The organism is Rhodanobacter sp. UC4443_H10 (genome assembly GCF_052978325.1).
Genome location: NZ_CM129668.1, coordinates 3,685,090 through 3,703,788 on the forward strand (window position 1 = coordinate 3,685,090; position 18,699 = coordinate 3,703,788).

Consider the following 18,699-nt stretch of genomic DNA (forward strand, 5'->3'; position numbering starts at 1 on the left):
CATCGCCCGCGAGCGTGCTCCTGCGAAAGAACGAGTCAACAGGAGTAATTCGGACGTGTTCACCTATTACCTCGATCTCGCCCTGCGCAGCCTCAAGCGCAACAAGGTGCTCACCGCGCTGATGGTCATCGCCATCGCGGTGGGCATCGGCGCCAGCATGACCACGTTGACGGTGATGCATCTGCTCTCCGGCGACCCGGTGCCCACGCGCAGCGGCACGCTGTTCTATCCGCAGGTGGACGGCAACCCGACGCCCGGCGATTTCAAGCAGCCGCTGGACGTGATGGATTACCAGTCGGCAGTGGACCTGTGGGGCGCGCATCGGGCCGATGCCCAGGCGCTGGTGGTGGACAGCCCGGTGCGGCTGAGCGCGCCGGGGGTCAACCTGCCGACCTTGATGCCGAGCATGCTGTCCACCACCAGCGACTTCTTCCCGATGTTCGACGTGCCGTTCCGCTACGGCAGCGGCTGGAGCGCGGATGACGATGCCCGGCACGCGCGGGTGGCGGTGATCTCCGACGATCTCAACCACAAGCTGTTCGGCGGCCGCGACAGTGTCGGCCAGGTGCTGCGCCTGCGCGACACGGACGTGCGCATCGTCGGCGTGCTGCGTCCATGGCGCCCGTCGCCGGTGTTCTACACCGTGGCCGGCGGCCGCTTTGCCAATGGCGACACCGCGGACTTCTACGGCAAGACGCAGGACGTGTTCACGCCGTTCTTCACCGGTCTCGAACTCAACGACGGCAACTTCCAGCAGTTCACCTGCTGGCACATGCCCGAGCGGCCGGGCCATCTGCAGAACTCGCCGTGTGCGTGGGTGCGCCTGTGGGTGCAGCTTGGCGACGCCGGCAAGGTCGCCGCGTACAAGCAGTTCCTGGATGGCTACGCGGCGCAGCAGGCCGCGCTGGGACGCATCGTGCGGCCGCAGAACACGCGCCTGCGCAGCCTGATGCAATGGCTGGACTACAACGGCGTGGTGCCCGGCGACGTGCGGCTGCAGACCTGGCTGGCGTTTGCGTTTCTCGCCATCTGCCTGTTCAACATGATCGGCCTGCTGCTGGCGAAGTTCCTGCGCCGCAGCGGCGAGATCGGCGTGCGCCGCGCGCTCGGCGCCAGCCGCGGCGCGGTGTTCGCGCAATGCCTGGTGGAGGCCGGGCTGGTCGGCCTGATCGGCGGCATCGGTGGCCTGGGCCTGACTCTGCTCGGCCTGTGGCTGGTTCGCCGGCAGCCGGTGGCGTACGCCGATCTGGCGCACCTGGACGTGTCGATGTTCGTCGCCACCTTCGTCACCGCGATCGCCGCCAGTCTGCTGGCCGGGGTCCTGCCGGCGTTCCGCGCCAGCCGGGTGGCGCCGGGCCTTCAGCTAAAGACTTTGTAGTGCGCTGTTCCTGCGCAGGAGCCCGGCCATCCCTGGCCGGACATCTCAGACAGGCACCGTTTTCACCAGGCATCAGGTAACGAGACATGCAGATTCGACCCATCCTCGCCGCGTTGCGCCGCCATCGCATGGCCACCGTGCTGATCGCGCTGGAGATCGCGCTGGCCTGCGCGGTGCTGTGCAACGCCTGTTTCCTGATCGCCGGCCGGATCGACGCGATCCAGGTCGACAGCGGCGTCGACGAGGCCTCGCTGGCGACGGTGCAACTGGCCGGCTACGAGAACGCGCACGCGGTCGACCTCAACGCCCGGGTGCTGGCCGGGCTGGGCAGCATTGCGGGCGTGCAGTCGGTGAGCCTGCTCAACTCCATCCCGTTCGGCGCGCGCCGCGGCACCGCGGGCATCACCACGGACATGGCCGGCAAGCACTTCGGCGGCGTGGTCGAGTTCTACGTCGGTGGCCCGGGCAGCCTTTCGGCGTTGGGCACGCGGCTGGTTGCCGGGCGCAATCCGCAGCCCGACGATTTCCGTCCGTTCACCGCCTTGATGCCGGACGACGCCTCGGTACAGGTGACGCGGGCACTGGCCGAGCACCTGTGGCCGGGCGCCGATCCGCTGGGCAAGGAATTCTGGCTGGACAAGTCGCACTTTCGCGTGGTCGGCGTGATCGACCACCTGGTGCGACCCGACCCGGGCGGCTGGCCCGGCGACAGCCGCGACTGGTCGGTGTTCGTGCCGGCGCAGTCGAGTGTCTATCTCTCCGGCAGCTACCTGCTGCGCGCCGCGCCGACGGACCTGCCGCGGGTGTTGCGCGATGCCCGCGCCGCGATCGCGAAGATCGCCCCGGATGCCGTGCTCGACCAGGACGGCACGCAGACCCTCGGCGACCTGCGCACCCGCAGTTTCCAGAAGGACCGCGCGATGATCGGCATGCTGGTGGGCGTGATCGTGGCGCTGCTGCTGGTCACCGCCTTGGGCATCGTCGGCCTGGCCAGTTTCTGGGTGGCGCAGCGGCGCCGGCAGATCGGCATCCGCCGCGCCATCGGCGCCACCCGCCGCGACATCCTGCACTACTTCCAGACCGAGAACTTCCTGATCGTCAGCTTCGGCATCGTGCTGGGCATGGTGCTGGCCTATGCACTCAATCTGTTGCTGATGACGCACTACGAACTGCCGCGCCTGCCGCTGGCCTACCTGCCGATCGGCGCCGTCGCACTGTGGCTGCTCGGCCAGCTCGCCGTGCTCGGTCCTGCGCTGCGCGCCGCGGCCGTGCCGCCGGTGGTGGCGACGAGGGGGTAGCGGTGCCGGGAATGGAGGGTCGGCAATGGGAAACGGGAAAGACCAGAGCGTGAAGCGTCACGGCCTTGCGATTCCCCGATTCCCCCTTCCCGGCTCCGTGCATTCCGGCACGGGCTGACCGCCCCTCGACGCGATCACAATCCACCGTATCGATTCACCACGACCCAAAGGACGCTGCCGATGAAAACCCTGCCGTTGTTGATCTGTCTGGCCCTCGCGGGCTCGGTGACCCTGGCCGCTCCGCTGCAGGCGGCGCCCGCGGCGCAGTCCGTCGCCAAGGGCGACGTGGCCAGTCGCGTGCAGACGCTCAACGCGCTGCTGGCGGAGCAATGGGAGTACACGCTGAAGAACAGCCCCGAGTTCGCCACCATCCTGGGCGACTTGCGCTACAACGATCATTGGAGCGATGTCTCGCTGGCGCACATGCGCGCGGACCATCAGGCGACGCAGGATTTCCTCAAGCGCTTCGAGGCGATCGACACCAGCGGTTTCCCCGACAGCGACAAGCTCAACCAGCAGTTGATGGTGCGCCAGCTGAAGGATTCGCTGCGTTCCTACGACCTCAAGCTCTACGAGATGCCGTTGGACCAGATGAGCGGCGTGCACATCGCGCTGGCCGGTTTCGTCAGCTCGATCCCGTTCAGCAGCACCAGGGAATACGACGACTACCTGGCGCGCCTGAAGGCAGTGCCGAAGCTGTTCGACCAGGTCACCGCGGTGGCGCGACAGGGCATGGCCGACAAGATGATGCCGCCGAAGTACCTGCTGGAAAAAGTGGTCAAGCAGATCGCCAGCATCGAGCAGCCGGCCGGCATGGACAGCGTGTTCGCCGAGCCGCTGAAGCATTTTCCCAAGTCGGTCTCGGCGGCCGACCAGAAGCGCCTGCATGACGCCATCGTCGCCGCGATCGACCACGACGTGCGCCCGGCCTACGCAAAACTGGGCAAGTTCGTGGCCGACGACTATGCCCCGCACGGGCGCAGCCAGCCCGGCGTGTGGGATCTGCCCAACGGCGAGGCGATCTACCGCTTCCAGGTCGAGCAGATGACCACTACCAGGGAAACCCCGCAGCAGATCCACGAGATCGGCCTGGCCGAGGTCAAGCGCATCGAGGGCGAAATGACGAAGATCGCCCACGCGCAGGGCTTCAAGGACCTGGCCAGTTTCCGCGCCTCGCTGAAGACCAACCCGAAGACGCACGCCACCTCGCGCGAGGACATCCTCAATCGCTATCGCGGCTACATCGCCGGCATGGAGCCGGAGCTGCCCAAACTGTTCGGGCGCCTGCCCAAGACCGAGGTGGTGGTCAAGCCGGTTGAGAAGTTCCGCGAGAAGGAGGCCGCGGCGGCCGAATACCATCAGGGCACGCCGGACGGCTCGCGGCCCGGGCAGATCTTCGTCAACACCGGCGATTTCGCCAACCGCAGCGTGCTGACCATCGAATCCACCGCCTACCACGAGGGCATTCCGGGCCATCACCTGCAGATCTCGATCGCGCAGAGCCTGCCCAAGCTGCCGCCGTTCCGCCAGCAGGCCGGCTACACCGCCTATGTCGAGGGCTGGGCGCTGTACGCCGAGCAGCTGGGCAAGGAGGTGGGCTTCTACAAGGACCCGCTGTCCGACTACGGCCGCCTGTCCGATGAGCTGCTGCGCGCCGATCGCCTGGTGCTCGACACCGGTGTGCACTACAAGCACTGGACGCGCCAGCAGATGGTCGATTTCTTCCACGCCCATTCCAGCGAGGACGAGCCGGACGTGCAGGCCGAGACCGACCGCTACATCACCTGGCCCGGGCAGGCGCTGGCGTACAAGACCGGCGAGCTGAAGATCCTGGCGTTGCGCGCGCGAGCCAAGCAGGCGTTGGGCGACCAGTTCGACATCCGCGCCTTCCACGACGAGATCCTCGGCGGCGGCGCGCTGCCGCTGGACGTGCTGGAGGACCGCGTCAACGACTGGATCGCCGCGGTGAAGGCCGGCAAGGCGCCGGCGCATCCGGCGGCGATCTGATTGGAAGGGCGCTTGTGCAAACCCCGTTTGTCCTGGGCGTAGGCCGAAGGCCGAAGTCGAAGGACGTTCCAGTGATGGCTTGGCTGCGTCGGTGGGCGCTTCGACTCCGCCCGCTGCGCGGGCTACGCTCGGCGGGAACGCAGGGGAGGTCTGAGTGGATTGCCGCCCCGGTTCGCCGGGGCGGCAATCCGGTGCTTGAATAGTTCGTTAGTCATGGCAACCTTGCGGACACGAGCGGCATCCATGTCCGCATGTGCAGAAAACGAATGACCCGAACCGTACTCATCATCGACGACAATCCCGCCGTGGGCGAGGCGCTCTCGCTGGCGCTGTCGCTGCACGAGATCCTCCCGCTGACCGCGCTGACGCCGGAAGACGGCCTGGCCATGCTGGAGCGCGACACCGTCGACGTGGTGATCCAGGACATGAACTTCACCGCCGACACCACCTCGGGCGAGGAGGGCGTGGAGCTGTTCCGCGCCATCCGCGAGCGCCATCCCGACCTGCCGGTGATCCTGCTCACCGCCTGGACGCACCTGGAAACCGCGGTGGAGCTGGTCAAGGCCGGCGCGGCCGATTACCTGGCCAAGCCCTGGGACGACCACAAGCTGCTGGCCACGGTGGAGAACCTGCTGGAGTTGTCCGAATCCAGCCGCGAGCTGACCCGCAGCCGGCGCGAGCGGCGCCAGCGGCGCGAGCACCTGCGCAGCAAGTACGACCTCGACGGGCTGGTATTCGCTTCCGAGGCAATGGGGCGCACGCTCAACCTGGCCTGCCAGGTCGCCCGCTCCGACGTGCCGGTGCTGATCACCGGCCCCAACGGCACCGGCAAGGAGCGCATCGCGGCGATCGTGCACGCGAACTCCGCGGTGAAGCGCGGGCCGTTCGTGGCGGTCAATTGCGGCGCACTGCCGGGCGAGCTGATCGAAGCCGAGCTGTTCGGTGCCGAGGCCGGCGCCTACACCGGCGCCAACAAGGCGCGCGAGGGCCGCTTCGAGCTGGCCGACGGCGGGACCCTGTTCCTCGACGAGATCGGCAACCTGCCGCTGCCCGGCCAGATGAAGCTGCTGCGCGTGCTGGAAACCGGCCAGTTCGAGCGGCTCGGTTCGGGCAAGACGCGCCACGCCAAGGTGCGCGTGCTCAGCGCCACCAACGCCGACCTCAAGGCGATGATCCAGGCCGGTACCTTTCGCGAGGACCTGTACTACCGGCTCAACGTGATCGAGGTGAACCTGCCGCCGCTCACCGAGCGCACCGACGACATCCTGCCGCTGGCGGAATTCTTCCTCGACGGCCGCGCGGAACTGGGCGACGCCGCGCGCGAGGCGATGCAAAGCTATCCGTGGCCGGGCAACGTGCGCGAGCTGAAGAACGCGATCGAGCGCGCCGCCCTGCTGGCGGGCGGCAACCCGATCACGCCGGAGCTGCTCAACCTGCCGCAACATGCGGCAGCGAGCAACCGCAACCTGGACGAACCCAGCCGCGACGCCGTGGAGGACGCCTTGCAGCATGCCGGCGGCGTGGTCAGTCGCGCCGCGCAGCAGCTTGGCCTGTCGCGCCAGGCGCTGTATCGGCGGATGGAGCGCTACGGGCTGGCCACCTCGGGCTGACCGGAGCGGGCTTGCCGCCGCGCGTGCGGCGGACAAAGATGCGCGATCGAGAAGGGAGGTGTGCGATGAAGTTTCGAGGTCTGTTGATCCCTTGCGCGATGTTGCTGGCCGGCGCCGTGGCCGCGCAGTCGGCCGCGCCGCAGAGCGACTCCCGCGACGATCGCTGGGATGCCGCACCGCCGGCGGCCGGCTCGACGAATTACCGCAGCGTACCGGTGCTGCCCGGCAACGACGCCCATGGCGTGTTCCAGTTCAGGCAGGCGAAGCATCAGGGCCCCGCCTATGAGCCGCCGCCGCAGGCCAACGACAAGGCCGCCGTGATGGGCAAGTCGCGGCCGTGGCAGAACGGCCGGCCGCCACTCGATTGCGCGATGCATCCGAGGGCGCCGGGATGCCGCTGATGCGGTGGACGCGCGGGCCGGGGTCGGGGTCGGTGCCTGCCGCCGTGCGCAGCGGCCGGAGCGGCGCCCCATGTGGCAACTGCTGAACTCGCTGCGCGCGCGGCTGAGTCTGCTGCTGGTCGCCGCCGGCGTGGTCGGCGCACTGATCCTTGTCGGCGTCACCCGCTGGCCACTGCCGCAACTGCTCGCGTGGTTGCATGGCGGCGCGGCCGGCGCCGACGAGGCGGCATCGGCCGCGGTTGCCGCGACGCCGCCGCCGCAGGATGTCTACATCGCACTGGCCGTGGGGCTGGTGTTGCTGATGCTGGCCGCGATCTGGCTGGCCGGGCGCGCGCTGGACCCGGTGAGCCGTCTGCTGCGGGCGCTGGAAGGCGCGGTGGCCAGTTATCGCGACGGTGATTTCAGCTTCTCCATCGCGGCCAACCGCCGCGACGAACTAGGCAAGCTGATCCGCATGCACAACGAGCTCGGCCATACCTTGCGCGAACAGCGCCAGCACCTCGCGCAACGCGAGCTGCTGCTGGACACGGTGGTGCAGAACACGCCGGTGGCGCTGGTGCTCACCGACGCCTCCGGCCGCGTGGCCTACGCCAACATCGCCTCGCGGCATCTGTTCAACGAGGGGCGCAGCCTGGCCGGGCTGGATTTCGCCGAGCTGCTGGCCGAGGCGCCGCAGGTTCTGCGGCAGGCGGTGGAGAGCGGCGAGGACGCGCTGCTCACGGTCGACATGGACGGCAGCGACGAAACCTTCCACTTGTCGCAGCGCGCGTTCCGCCTGCAGGGGCGGCCGCATCGCCTGCATTCGTTCCGGCGCATGACGCGCGAGCTCTCGCGGCAGGAGGTGGCGACCTGGAAGCGGGTGATCCGGGTGATCAGCCACGAGCTCAACAACTCGCTGGCGCCGATCTCCTCGCTGGCGCACTCTGGCGCGGAGCTGGCGCGGCGCGGCGACGTCGATCGCCTGCCCAGCGTGTTCGCCACCATCGGCGAACGTGCCCGCCACCTGCACGGCTTCATCGCCGGCTATGCCAGCTTCGCCAAGCTGCCGACACCGCGACCGGTCGCGGTGGAGTGGGCGGCCTTTCTGGAAGGCCTGTCGCTGCACTGCCGCTATCGTCTGGCCTCGGCCGTTCCGGAGCGGCCGGGCTGGTTCGACGCCGCGCAGGTCGAGCAGGTGTTGATCAACCTCATCAAGAACGCGCACGAAGCCGGCGGCCCGGACGACGAGGTCACGCTGTCGATCCACGATGTCGGCGCCGAGATGCGCGTGGAGGTGGCCGACCGTGGCCCGGGCATGAGCGAAACGGTGCTGGCGCAGGCGCTGCTGCCGTTCTATTCGACCAAGCGCTCCGGCACCGGCCTGGGCCTGGCGCTGGCGCGCGAGATCGCCGAGGCGCACGGCGGGCGCGTGTTGCTGGCCAACCGCGAGGGCGGCGGCCTGCGCGTGACCTTGCTGTTGCCGACCGCCAAGGCGCCGCCGCGCGGCTGATCACGGGCGCGCGGGCTTGTCCCCCGATCCGGCCAGGCCGGAGAAGTCCGCGCTGGAGGTTTGGTCGAGTTTCCTGCGCTGCGATTGCAGCGGTTCGCCGGTGACCTGGAACCACACGTTCTCGGCGATGTTGGTGGCGTGGTCGCCGATGCGCTCGATGTTCTTGGCCATGAACAGCAGGTGCGTGCACGGGGTGATGTTGCGCGGGTCTTCCATCATGTAGGTCAGCAGCTGGCGGAAGTAGCCGGTATAGGCCTCGTCCAGCACGGTGTCGTTCTTCCACACCGCGTGCGCGCGCTCGGCATCGCGCTCCTGGTAGGCCGCGAGCACCTCGCGCACGCCGGTGGCCGCCAGCCGCGCCAGGTGTTCCAGGCCCCGGGCCGGCTGCACCGGGGCCACCATCGACAGGGGGATCGAGCGTTTGGCCACGTTGGCGGCGTAATCGCCGATGCGCTCGATGTCGGCCGCCGTGCGCAGCGCCGCGAACACGTTGCGCAGGTCGCCGGCCATCGGCGCGCGCAATGCCAGCAGACGCACCACGTCGTGGCTGATGTCGTGCTCCATCTGGTCGATCGTGTCGTCGTTGTCGACCACGCGCTGGGCGGCGCGCTCGTCGCGCCGCTCGACCACGTCGATCGCCGCCTCCAGCTGTTTCACCGACAACTCGCCCATGCGCACAATCTCGGCGGTGAGCCGGCTCAGTTCGGTGTCGTAGCTCTTGATGATGTGGTCTGTGCCAGTGCTCATGATGTGCCTCTGCTTGTTCCTTCTGCCTTTGGGAGAAGGTGCCCCGAAGGGGCGGATGAAGGTTCGGGCGGAGCCGGGCGCCGAGGCCCCGCCCGTACCCTCACCCCACCCCCTCTCCCGGAGGGAGAGGGGCTTTCAATCGTCTAGCCGAATCGCCCGGTGATGTAATCCTCGGTCTGCTTCTTGTCCGGCTTGGTGAAGATTTTCTCGGTCTTGTCGAACTCGATCAGCTCGCCCAGGTACATGAAGGCGGTGAGGTCGGAGACGCGGGCGGCCTGCTGCATGTTGTGGGTGACGATGACGATGGTGAACTGGCTTTTCAGTTCCTCCACCAATTGCTCGATGCGGCCGGTGGCGATCGGGTCGAGCGCCGAGGTGGGTTCGTCCAGCAACAGCACTTCGGGTTTCAGCGCGATCGCGCGGGCGATGCACAGGCGCTGCTGCTGGCCGCCGGAGAGGCCCAGCGCGTTGTGCTTGAGCTTGTCCTTCACCTCGTCCCACAGCGCCGAGCTGCGCAGTGCCTGCTCGACGCGGCCTTCCATGTCGGACCTGGACAGCTTCTCGTGGTGGCGGATGCCGTAGGCGACGTTCTCGAAGATCGTCATCGGGAACGGCACCGGCTTCTGGAACACCATGCCGATCTTGCTGCGCAGGCGGTTCATCGAATAGCGCGGGTCGAGGATGTTCTCGCCGTCGAGCAGGATCGAGCCGGTGGCCCGCAGCTTGGGGTAGATGGCGTAGATGCGGTTGAAGATGCGCAGCAAGGTGGACTTGCCGCAACCGGACGGCCCGATGATCGCAGTGACCTGCTTCTCTGGGATATCCATGTCGATGCCTTTCAGCGCATGGAAATCGCCGTAGTGGAAGTGCAGGTCGCGCACGGTGAACTTGGGCGACGCCACCGGCAACGGCCGGGCGGCGAGGGCGGGATCAGTCATGGGACACCTTGGTGCGGGAAAGGATCAGGCGCGAGGCCAGGCTAAGCAGCAGCACGAACATGGTGATCACGAACGCGCCGGCCCACGCCAGCGCGTGCATCGATTCGCCCGGGTCGTTGGCGTACTGGTAGATGATCTGCGGCAGGCTGGACATCTTCTCCATTGGGTTGATGGCCATGTAGTTGTTGCCGAACGCGGTGAACAGCAGCGGCGCGGTCTCGCCGCTGATGCGCGCCAGCGCCAGCAGCACGCCGGTGATGATGCCCGAGCGCGCGGCGCGGATCAGGATCTGCACGGTCAGCTTCCACTGCGGCACGCCCAGCGACAGCGCGGCTTCGCGCAAGGTGGAGGGCACCAGCCGCAACATCTCGTCGGTGGTGCGCACGATCACCGGCAACGCGATCAGCGCCAGCGCCACGCCGCCGGCGAAGCCGGAGAAGGTGGTGTTGCCGTGGGTCAGCGCCGTGCTGGGCAGCACGATGATGGTGTAGACGAACAGGCCCATCACGATCGACGGCGCCGACAGCAGGATGTCGTTGAGGAAGCGGATCGACTCCCCCAGCTTCGTGCGGTTGGCGTACTCGGCCAGCCAGGTGCCCGCCAGCACGCCGATCGGCGTGGCGATGCCGATGCCGATGAAGTTGATCACCAGGCTGCCGACCATCGAGTTCAGCAGGCCGCCGTCCTCGCCGTAGGCGGTGATTTTGGTGAACAGCTTCAGGTCCAGCGCGCTGATGCCCTGGCGCAGCGTTTCCCAGAGAATCCAGGCGAGGAAGGCCAGCCCCACCAGCGTGGCCAGCATGCTCATGGTCATGGCCAGCGCATTGGTGATCCGCCGGCGCAGGTAGAGCGCGTTCATCAACGACCCTCCTTGCTCGCCAGGCGGCGTAGCATCAGGCGGGCGATCAGCAGCACGATGAAGGTGACCACGAACAACAGGAAGGCCAGCGCCATCAGCGCGGACTTCTGCAGGCCGGCGGCTTCGCTGAACTGGTTGGCGATGGTCGAGGCAATCGAGGTGCCGGGATCGAGCAGCGAGGCCGACAGCTGCATCGCGTTGCCCAGCACGAAGGTAACCGCCATCGTCTCGCCCAGCGCGCGGCCGAGGCCGAGGAAGATGCCGCCGATCACCGCCGAGCGGGTGTACGGCAGCACGATGTCCCACGACACCTCCCAGGTGCTGGAACCCAGCGCATAGGCCGATTCCTTCAGCCGCGTCGGCACGGTCTGGAACACCTCGCGCATCACCGAGGAGATGAACGGGATGATCATGATCGCCAGCACGATGCCGGCGACCAGGATGCTGGCGCCGAACGGATAGCTGCTGCCGAACAGCTTGCCCACGAAGGGCACGTGCTCGGCCACCCACGACAGCTGGCCGTCGTCGGGCTGGTTGCCGAGGTTGTTGGTCAGCCACGGCTTGACGTGTTCGGCGAAGAACGGGGCGAAGATGAAAAGCCCCCACATGCCGTAGATGATCGAGGGGATGCCGGCCAGCAGTTCGATGGCCGAGGCCACCGGCGTGCGCAGCCAGGCCGGCGCCACTTCGGAGAGATAGACCGCGATGCCGAAACTCACCGGCACGGCGATCAGCAAGGCGATGAAGGAGGTGGCCAGGGTGCCGTACACCGGCACCAGGGCACCGTAGACCTCGTTGCCCGGGTCCCATTCGGAGCTGACCAGGAAGTGCCAGCCGAACGTGGCGAACGCGTCGCGCCCGCCCCACAAGGTGGCCGCGGCGGCGCCGAGCAGGGATGCCAGCACCAGCAGCGCGCAGGCCTTCAACAGCCAGCGGAACAGCCGCTCGTGACGGGCGTCACGGCGGCTGCGCTGTTCCAGGATGTCGGTGGTGATGGCTGTCGTCATGCGGGACTCGGTGACCGGCTTGTGATTGAACAAACCCCATTCGCCCCGAGCGTAGCGCAGCGGAGCCGAAGGGCAGTCTCCTTCGGCTCCGACCCTGCGCCACGCGCTCGGGGCGAACGGGGCGGGCGGCGGCTTCGATCAAGCCATCAATGCTTGAACTCGGACGTCCAGTACGCCTCGATCTGGCTGACCAGCGACGCCGGCAGCGGCACGTAGTCGAGTTCGCTGGCGGCTTGCTGGCCATGCTCCAGCGCGTACTTGAAGAAGTCGAAGGCGACCTTGCTGTTGCCCGCGTTCTTCGGCGACTTGTACATGATGATCCAGGTGGTGGCGGTGATCGGCCACGCCTTGGCGCCCGGCGCGTTGGTCATGATCAGGTTGAAGTCCTTGGCGCTGGCCCAGTCGGCGGTAGCCGCGGCGGCCGCGAAGCTCTCCGCTTCCGGCGCAATCACGTTGCCGGCGGCGTTCTTCAGGTTCACCCAGCTGATCTTGTTCTTCACCGCGTAGGCGTATTCGACGTAGCCGATCGAGCCCTTGATCTGGCGCACGTACTGCGACACGCCCTCATTGCCCTTGCCGCCCACGCCGGTCGGCCATTCCACGGCGGTGCCGAACTTGACCTTGCCGGCCCACTCCGGGCTGACCTTGGACAGGTAGTTGGTGAAGTTGAACGAGGTGCCCGAACCGTCCGAGCGATGCACCACGGTGATCTTGCCGGCCGGCAGGGCCAGGCCCGCGTTCAGCGCGGCGATCTTCGGATCGTTCCAGTTCCTGATCTTGCCCAGGAAGATGTCGGCCAGGGTGGCGCCGTCCAGCTTGATCTGGCCGGCCTGCACGCCGGCGATGTTGACCACCGGCACGATGCCGCCGACCACGATCGGGAACTGGCCCAGGCCGTACTTCTTCAGGTCCTCGGCCTTCATCGGCGCGTCGGAGGCGCCGAAGTCGATGGTGCCTTCCTTGATCTGCGCGATGCCGGCGCCGGAACCGATCGACTGGTAGTTGAGGCGGTTGCCGGTCTTCTCGGCATACGCGGCCGACCACTTGGACATGACCGGGTAGACGAAGCTGGAGCCGGCGCCGGTGATGTCGGTGGCGTGGGCGGCCACGCCGAAGGTCGAGGCCACGGCGAACGTGGCGACGGCGGCGAGCCGGACTGGCAGTTTGCGGAGGGTCAACATGGAAGCTCCTTTCGAGTGGGGTCGGATGCGACCCCGCCATTTCAGGCTTTTCGTGTTGCCATTGAATGAAATGAATGTTGCAGCAAGATGACAGCCCCTGCGACAGTGCCGGCGGGCCGCGCGCGGGAGTGTCTCGAATCTGTCATGTCAGTGGCATCCGGCCGTAAAAGTCCGTCTGCAAACTTTTAACCAATCGCCGGCCAGGCCCCTCCGGTTCGGGCGGCGACCCAGCGATTTCCCACCCACTTGCGGAGAAAGACATGCGTTCCAAACTGATTGCGGTGGCGATTGCCGCCGGCCTCGGGGTTGCCAGCTTCACGGCCGCGGCCGCGCCGCAGAACCGGACGTCGGCGACCACCAGCGCCGAGGTCGAGTCGCTGAAGGCCCAGCTCGCCGCACTGCAGGCCAAGGTGAACGAACTGGAACAGCGCACCGATGCGCAGTCCGACATCAACGTCAGCACCGGCCAGGCGGTGGAGAAGGCGACGGCGGTGACCACCGCCAGCGACAAGAAACTCGAGTCGCTGGAGAAGCTGGTCAACAACACCAAGTTGTCCGGCCGCATGTACTTCGACTTCACCAACATCGACCAGAAGGACAGCGACAGCGGCAAGACCGACAAGTCCGGCATCGGCATGGACGTCAAGCGCTTCTACCTCGGCGTCGACCACAAGTTCAACGACATCTGGTCGATGAACCTGACCACCGATTTCAACTATTCCAGCAGCGACGGCCAGACCAGCCTGTTCGTCAAGAAGGCCTACGTGCAGGGCAAGTTCGACGACGCGGCGGTGCTGCGCATCGGTTCGACCGACATGCCGTGGATTCCGTTCGCCGAGCAGTACTACGGCTTCCGCTACGTCGAGAACACCATCACCGACCGCCTGAAGTACGGCAACTCGGCGGACTGGGGCCTGCACCTGGGTGGCGAGCTGGGCGCCGGCAAGTCGTTCAACTACGCGGTGTCGGTGGTCAACGGCAACGGCTACAAGAATCCGGGCCGCAGCAAGGGCGTGGATGTCGAGGGCCGCCTCGGCTTCGTGCCGTTCGAGAACATGGTGGTGGCGATCGGCGGCTACCGCGGCCATCGCGGCCAGGAGACCGAGAACGTCAACGCCGTGAACACGGCCGAGCGCGGCGACATCATGGTCGCCTATGCCAGCGACGCGTTCCGTCTCGGCGCCGAGTACTTCACGGCGAAGAACTGGAACAACGTGCTCACCACGGCCACCGACAAGGCCGACGGTTACTCGCTGTGGGGCAGCGTGGCGGTGGCCGACGACGTGAGCCTGTTCGCCCGCTACGACAACGCCAAGCTCAGCAAGACGCTGGATGGCGCCAACAAGAACGTCTACTACAACGCCGGCGTCGAGTACCAGGTGACCAAGGGCTTCAAGCTGGCCGGCGTGTGGAAGCACGAGAAGGCCGACAAGTCCGTCAGCACGCCGGTACCGCCGCACGTGCGCAACGTCAAGACCAACGAGATCGGCGTGTTCGGCGAAGTGCGCTTCTGAACCCGTGCCGCCGCGGCAGTCCGCGGCGGCGCGGCGGGGCAAACGGTTATCGTGAGGGAGTTCCACCCAGGGATGGAGAGCGGCGGGCCAGGATGCCCGCCGTTTCTTTTTTTGCGCGGATGATGGCGATGACGCTGCGCGCGCGTCCGCCGAGGCGTCAGGTCCTGTACCGGTCCAGCAGCCAGCCCTGCGCCGCATGCGCCGGTGCGTCGCCCGGCGTGGCGCGGCGATAGTGGCCATCGGCGTCCAGCAGCCAGGCCTGCACGTTGTCGTCCAGGTAGTTCTGCAAGGTTTCGCGGAAGACGCGTGTCGCCAGGCGCGGGTCGCGTATCGGGAAGCACGCCTCCACCCGGCGCAGCAGATTGCGCTCCATCCAGTCGGCCGAGGAGCCGTAGATCTCGGCGTGGCCGTCGTTGGCGAACCAGTACACGCGGCTGTGCTCGAGAAAGCGGCCCAGCACCGAGCGCACGCGGATGCGCTCGGAGACCCCGGGCAGGCCCGGGCGCAGGATGCACGCGCCGCGCACGATCAAGTCGATCTCGACGCCGGCGCAGGAGGCGCGGTAGAGCGCGGCGACCATGGAGGGTTCGTTCAGCGCGTTCATGCGCGCGATGATCCGCGCCGGCTTGCCGGCGCATGCGTGCGTGATCTCGCGCTCGACCAGGGCGAGCAGGCCGCGATGCAGGCTGAAGGGCGACTGCAGCACGTGCTCCAGCTCCACCGCCGGTCCGAGGCTGCACAGCTGCTGGAAGATCCGGCCCACGTCGGCGCAGATGCCCGGGTCGCGGGTCATCAGGCCGATGTCGGTGTAGAGCCGGCTGGTGGCCAGGTGGTAGTTGCCGGTGGACAGGTGCGCGTAGCGGCACAGCACGCCCCGTTCGCGGCGCACTATCAGCAGCATCTTGGCGTGGGTCTTGTAGCCGACGACGCCGTACACGACCTGCACGCCGGCCTCCTGCAGACGGTCGGCCAGGCGGATGTTCGCCTCCTCGTCGAAGCGGGCGCGCAACTCGATGACCGCCGTCACCTCCTTGCCGGAGCGGGCCGCATCGGCAAGGTAGCCGACCAGCGGCGAGTCCTCGCCGACCCGGTACAGCGTCTGCCGGATCGCCAGTACGTCGGCGTCCGTGCTGGCCTGGCGCAGCAGTTCGAGCACGGGCGTGAACGAATCGAACGGGTGATGCAGCAGCAGGTCGCCCTGGCTGATGGTGTCGAACATGCCGGCGTCCGCCGTGAAGGCGCGAGGCACGGCCGGCACGAACGGCGGATATTTCAGATCCGGGCGATCGACCATGTCATAGACCGCCGACGCGCGATGCAGGTTGACCGGGCCGCTGCACAGGTACACGTCGGCATCGGTCAGGCCGAAGTTCACCAGCAGCATCTGCCGCACCTCGGGCGTGCAGCCCTCGCCGAGTTCCAGCCGCACCGCGTCGGCGTAAGCCCGCTCGCGCAGTTCCATGCTCAGCACGCGCGCCAGGTTCTCGGTGTCGCCTTCTTCCAGCTCCAGTTCGGAATCGCGCGTCACGCGGAACTGGCAGGCGCCGCGGATCGTCATGCCGGGGAACATCGCGTCGGCGAAGCGCTCCAGCAGCGTGGAGAGGAACACGAACTGGTGTGGCGCGCCGGCGACCTCCGGCGGCAGGCGGATCACGCGCGGCAGCGAGCGCGGCGCGCGCACGACCGCGACATGGCCCTCGCGACCGAAGGCGTCCTCGCCGTCCAGCACCACCGCGACATTGAGGCTCTTGTTGAGTATCCGCGGGAACGGGTGGGCCGAGTTCAAGCCCAGCGGCGAGAGCACCGGCAGGATCTCGCGCTCGAAGTGCGTGCGCGCCCAGCGCGTCTGTGCGGGCGACCAGGGCGCGCCGTCGATGAACACGATGCCCTCGCGCGCCAGCGCCGGGCGCAGCTCGTCGTGCCACGTTTCGTACTGGGTGTGCATCAGCCGGGTGGCGTTGTCGCGCACCTGCGCGAGCACCTCGGCCAGGGGCATGCCGTCCGGGCCCGGGCGCGCGTCGCCGTAGGCGATCCAGTGCCTGAGGCTGGCCACGCGCACCTCGAAAAACTCGTCGAGGTTGCGCACCGAGATGCACAGGAAGTGCAGCCGTTCCAGCAGCGGTACCGTGGCGTCGCGCGCCTGGGCCAGCACGCGGGCATTGAATTGGAGCGCCGAAAGTTCGTGGTTGAGGCAGAGGTTCGCCGCGCGGAAACCGACGCTGGCCGGCTCCGGCTCGACGTGCTGCGGCGCGCTTGCGATGGTCATGGGCGGAGGGTCGGCGGGTGAGGGCGGTTCAACCCGCCAGGGTGCCGACGAGTGCGGCGTCGAGCCCGCGCGAGGCGAGGCCGAGCACCGCGCCGAGTGCGGCACCGGCGAGCACGTCGCTGGGGTAGTGCAGGCCCAGCACCACGCGCGACATCGCCACCAGCACGGCGAACAGCGCCAGCGGAAGGGCCAGCACGGGAAACCAGCCGGCGGCAACGATGCCGAAGCTCACCGCGTGCAGCGTATGCCCCGACGGGAAGCTGAACTCGTCCAGCGGCGGTGCGCGCGCGATCACTTCGCGGTGCACGCGGAACGGCCGCGGGCGACGCGTGCGGCGCTTCAGCGTGCGGTAGAGCAACCACGCCACGATGCCGGTGCCGGCCATCTGCAGTGCGGCGTGCCGACCGCGGTCACCGCCGCCGATGGCCAACGCGGCGATCAGGCCGTACCAGAGCCAGCCATCGCCGAGGCGGCTGGCAGCGCCGAAGATCCGTTGCACCGCGCGACGCGCGCCCCAGCGGCTGGCCGCGCGGCACAGCAGCGCGTCCAGCGACAGAGTTGCCGGTTCAGGCGACGGCGCGGAGACGGTCATCGGGATGGCCATGCAGCAGCGAGACCAGCAAAGTCTCGAATTCCGCGATCACTATGTCCGGCGGGCACCGCAGCGCGGCGCGCCGCGCATTGGCGCCGAGCCTGCGGCGGGTCGTCGGGTCGACGCCGAGCTGATAGGCCGAGGTGATGAAACTGCGCGCGTCCGAGGGCGGCACAATGCGCCCGGAGATGCCGTCGACGACGTGCTCCTGCGCCGCGGCATGGTCGAACGCGACCAGCGCCAGCCCCGAGGCCATCGCTTCCAGTACCACGTTGCCGAAGGTTTCCGACAGGCTCGGGAACAGGAACACGTCCGCGCTGGCGTAGTGCGCGGCCAGATCCGCGCCGTGCCTGGTGCCGACGAACAAGGCCTCCGGGCAGGCGCTGGCGAGCGCCGCGCGTTGCGGACCGTCGCCGACCATCACCAGGCGCGCGGCGGGCGTGCGTGCCTGCAACGCGCGGAAAGCCTGCACGGCGAGGCCCAGGTTTTTCTCCGCGGCGATCCGGCCGACGCACAGCAGCACTGGCGTCTCGTCATCCACGCCCCAGCTGCGGCGCAGCGCCGGATCGCGCCGCTCCGGCGAGAACAGCCGGACATCGACGCCGCGGCGCAGCTTGCGCACGTGGTCGACACCGGCATCCGTCAGCTCGGCGTGCAGCGCGTTGGTCGGCACCAGGGTCATCTGCGCGCGACGGTGGAAGCCGAGCAGGTGGTTGCGTACCAGCGGCGCCAGCAGGCCGACGCCATAGTGGGCGGCGTAGTCGTGGAAGCGCGTGTGGAACCCGCTCACCACCGGGACCTGCAGCGCGTTGGCCACGCGCAGCGCCGACGCGCCCAGCGGACCTTCCGTGGCGATGTACACCGCATCGGGCCGCTTCGCATGCCAGCGCCGGCGCAGCGCACTGCCGGCGGGCAGGCCGAACTGCATGCCCGGGTAGCGCGGCAGCGCCACGCCGCGTGCGCGTACCAGTTCGACCTTGCCGTCGCGGCCGTCGCCGCCGGGGCGGACCACGTCGACGCCCAGCCCGCGTGCGGCCAGCCCGGCGGCAAGCGTGCGCACGGTGAGGGCGACACCGTTCACCTGGGGCGGCCAGGTTTCCGTGACGAAGCTGACGCGCATCGCTGTTCTCCGATCGGAACTGGCACCGATCGTGGCGCCGCCCTGTTGCACGCGAACGACGGCTGCATGACGCTTGTGTGCTTGCCGACTTGCGCGCGCTGCGGGAAGGCATCGCGAACTGCCGTCGTGACAAAAAAGCGAGCCCCGCATGTCATCGCCTTGTCACGCGGCGTTGCGACAATGCCTGCGCCTGCCAGGCACTCCCCTCCATGGCAGGCATCTTCGAGATGCCGCTCCCCCTCCTGAATCGGCTCCCGGCGTGGATTTTCTCCACGCCGTTTTTTTTGCGACA

15 protein-coding genes are annotated in these 18,699 nt (G+C 68.1%); 7 read left to right on the forward strand and 8 right to left on the reverse strand.

The genetic code is table 11. The features are described from left to right. Positions 1 to 55: 55 nt before the first annotated feature. The 6 genes from ACVCMB_RS16635 (at position 56) to ACVCMB_RS16660 (ending at position 8,183) form a co-directional block, all read left to right on the forward strand. On the forward strand, positions 56 to 1,378 hold the full coding sequence (locus tag ACVCMB_RS16635; RefSeq protein WP_447105743.1) for an ABC transporter permease: 1,323 nt from the start codon (positions 56 to 58) through the stop codon (positions 1,376 to 1,378). An 86-nt stretch (positions 1,379 to 1,464) separates the two neighbouring features. Beyond that, positions 1,465 to 2,676 (forward strand): ABC transporter permease, encoded by a 1,212-nt coding sequence (locus tag ACVCMB_RS16640; RefSeq protein WP_447105744.1) that lies wholly within the window; start codon positions 1,465 to 1,467, stop codon positions 2,674 to 2,676. 180 nt (positions 2,677 to 2,856) lie between these two features. Continuing rightward, positions 2,857 to 4,683: a DUF885 domain-containing protein gene (locus tag ACVCMB_RS16645; protein ID WP_447105745.1), complete on the forward strand. Its 1,827-nt coding sequence runs from the start codon at positions 2,857 to 2,859 to the stop codon at positions 4,681 to 4,683. Between the two features lie 266 nt (positions 4,684 to 4,949). After that, positions 4,950 to 6,293 carry a sigma-54-dependent transcriptional regulator gene (locus tag ACVCMB_RS16650; RefSeq protein WP_395116947.1) on the forward strand — a complete coding sequence of 448 codons (1,344 nt, stop codon included), beginning with the start codon at positions 4,950 to 4,952 and terminating at the stop codon, positions 6,291 to 6,293. A gap of 65 nt (positions 6,294 to 6,358) precedes the next feature. Beyond that, positions 6,359 to 6,694, forward strand: a complete 336-nt coding sequence (locus tag ACVCMB_RS16655) for a hypothetical protein (RefSeq protein ID WP_395116949.1) — start codon at positions 6,359 to 6,361, stop codon at positions 6,692 to 6,694. Between the two features lie 70 nt (positions 6,695 to 6,764). Beyond that, positions 6,765 to 8,183, forward strand: a complete 1,419-nt coding sequence (locus ACVCMB_RS16660; RefSeq protein WP_447105746.1) for a sensor histidine kinase — start codon at positions 6,765 to 6,767, stop codon at positions 8,181 to 8,183. On the opposite strand, the gene phoU is transcribed toward ACVCMB_RS16660, so the two are convergent. From phoU to pstS, 5 genes are all read right to left on the reverse strand, one after another. Beyond that, the gene (phoU, locus tag ACVCMB_RS16665) at positions 8,184 to 8,930 is read right to left on the reverse strand and encodes a phosphate signaling complex protein PhoU (protein WP_395116953.1); all 747 of its coding nucleotides are present in this window, start codon (positions 8,928 to 8,930) and stop codon (positions 8,184 to 8,186) included. It lies immediately after the preceding gene. 143 nt (positions 8,931 to 9,073) lie between these two features. Further along, positions 9,074 to 9,868, reverse strand: coding sequence for a phosphate ABC transporter ATP-binding protein PstB (pstB, locus tag ACVCMB_RS16670; protein WP_395116955.1), 795 nt, complete (start codon positions 9,866 to 9,868; stop codon positions 9,074 to 9,076). After that, positions 9,861 to 10,727 carry a phosphate ABC transporter permease PstA gene (gene pstA, locus ACVCMB_RS16675; protein ID WP_136256896.1) on the reverse strand — a complete coding sequence of 289 codons (867 nt, stop codon included), beginning with the start codon at positions 10,725 to 10,727 and terminating at the stop codon, positions 9,861 to 9,863. Before pstA ends, pstB begins: the two co-directional genes overlap by 8 nt. Further along, entirely contained in the window at positions 10,727 to 11,734 is a 1,008-nt protein-coding gene (gene pstC / locus ACVCMB_RS16680; RefSeq protein ID WP_395116957.1) for a phosphate ABC transporter permease subunit PstC, read from the reverse strand. Before pstC ends, pstA begins: the two co-directional genes overlap by 1 nt. Positions 11,735 to 11,880: 146 nt before the next feature. Continuing rightward, complete coding sequence (gene pstS / locus ACVCMB_RS16685) at positions 11,881 to 12,915, reverse strand: phosphate ABC transporter substrate-binding protein PstS (protein WP_447105747.1); 1,035 nt, start codon at positions 12,913 to 12,915, stop codon at positions 11,881 to 11,883. A 260-nt stretch (positions 12,916 to 13,175) separates the two neighbouring features. Here pstS and ACVCMB_RS16690 point away from each other — a divergent pair, with 260 nt between their 5' ends. Then, the gene (locus tag ACVCMB_RS16690; protein ID WP_395116961.1) at positions 13,176 to 14,429 is read left to right on the forward strand and encodes a porin; all 1,254 of its coding nucleotides are present in this window, start codon (positions 13,176 to 13,178) and stop codon (positions 14,427 to 14,429) included. A 157-nt stretch (positions 14,430 to 14,586) separates the two neighbouring features. Here the strand turns inward: ACVCMB_RS16690 and ppk1 are convergent, their stop codons facing one another. From ppk1 to ACVCMB_RS16705, 3 genes are read right to left on the reverse strand one after another with little or no spacing between them, the layout of a single operon-like run. Then, on the reverse strand, positions 14,587 to 16,695 hold the full coding sequence (gene ppk1, locus ACVCMB_RS16695) for a polyphosphate kinase 1 (RefSeq protein WP_447105748.1): 2,109 nt from the start codon (positions 16,693 to 16,695) through the stop codon (positions 14,587 to 14,589). A 28-nt stretch (positions 16,696 to 16,723) separates the two neighbouring features. Further along, positions 16,724 to 17,287: a phosphatase PAP2 family protein gene (locus ACVCMB_RS16700; protein WP_447105749.1), complete on the reverse strand. Its 564-nt coding sequence runs from the start codon at positions 17,285 to 17,287 to the stop codon at positions 16,724 to 16,726. Continuing rightward, the gene (locus tag ACVCMB_RS16705) at positions 17,262 to 18,407 is read right to left on the reverse strand and encodes a glycosyltransferase family 4 protein (protein ID WP_447105750.1); all 1,146 of its coding nucleotides are present in this window, start codon (positions 18,405 to 18,407) and stop codon (positions 17,262 to 17,264) included. The genes ACVCMB_RS16700 and ACVCMB_RS16705 overlap by 26 nt, the downstream gene beginning before the upstream one ends. Positions 18,408 to 18,699: the final 292 nt, after the last annotated feature.

Excerpts from the sequence above, each read along its gene's own strand:
- phoU (WP_395116953.1), bottom strand. The coding sequence starts at position 8,930 with ATGAGCACTGGCACAGACCACATCATCAAGAGCTACGACACCGAACTG.
- pstC (WP_395116957.1), bottom strand. The coding sequence starts at position 11,734 with ATGACGACAGCCATCACCACCGACATCCTGGAACAGCGCAGCCGCCGT.
- ACVCMB_RS16660 (WP_447105746.1), top strand. The coding sequence starts at position 6,765 with ATGTGGCAACTGCTGAACTCGCTGCGCGCGCGGCTGAGTCTGCTGCTG.
- pstB (WP_395116955.1), bottom strand. The coding sequence starts at position 9,868 with ATGACTGATCCCGCCCTCGCCGCCCGGCCGTTGCCGGTGGCGTCGCCC.
- ACVCMB_RS16655 (WP_395116949.1), top strand. The coding sequence starts at position 6,359 with ATGAAGTTTCGAGGTCTGTTGATCCCTTGCGCGATGTTGCTGGCCGGC.
- pstA (WP_136256896.1), bottom strand. The coding sequence starts at position 10,727 with ATGAACGCGCTCTACCTGCGCCGGCGGATCACCAATGCGCTGGCCATG.
- ACVCMB_RS16690 (WP_395116961.1), top strand. The coding sequence starts at position 13,176 with ATGCGTTCCAAACTGATTGCGGTGGCGATTGCCGCCGGCCTCGGGGTT.
- ACVCMB_RS16645 (WP_447105745.1), top strand. The coding sequence starts at position 2,857 with ATGAAAACCCTGCCGTTGTTGATCTGTCTGGCCCTCGCGGGCTCGGTG.
- ppk1 (WP_447105748.1), bottom strand. The coding sequence starts at position 16,695 with ATGACCATCGCAAGCGCGCCGCAGCACGTCGAGCCGGAGCCGGCCAGC.
- ACVCMB_RS16705 (WP_447105750.1), bottom strand. The coding sequence starts at position 18,407 with ATGCGCGTCAGCTTCGTCACGGAAACCTGGCCGCCCCAGGTGAACGGT.
- pstS (WP_447105747.1), bottom strand. The coding sequence starts at position 12,915 with ATGTTGACCCTCCGCAAACTGCCAGTCCGGCTCGCCGCCGTCGCCACG.
- ACVCMB_RS16640 (WP_447105744.1), top strand. The coding sequence starts at position 1,465 with ATGCAGATTCGACCCATCCTCGCCGCGTTGCGCCGCCATCGCATGGCC.
- ACVCMB_RS16700 (WP_447105749.1), bottom strand. The coding sequence starts at position 17,287 with ATGACCGTCTCCGCGCCGTCGCCTGAACCGGCAACTCTGTCGCTGGAC.
- ACVCMB_RS16650 (WP_395116947.1), top strand. The coding sequence starts at position 4,950 with ATGACCCGAACCGTACTCATCATCGACGACAATCCCGCCGTGGGCGAG.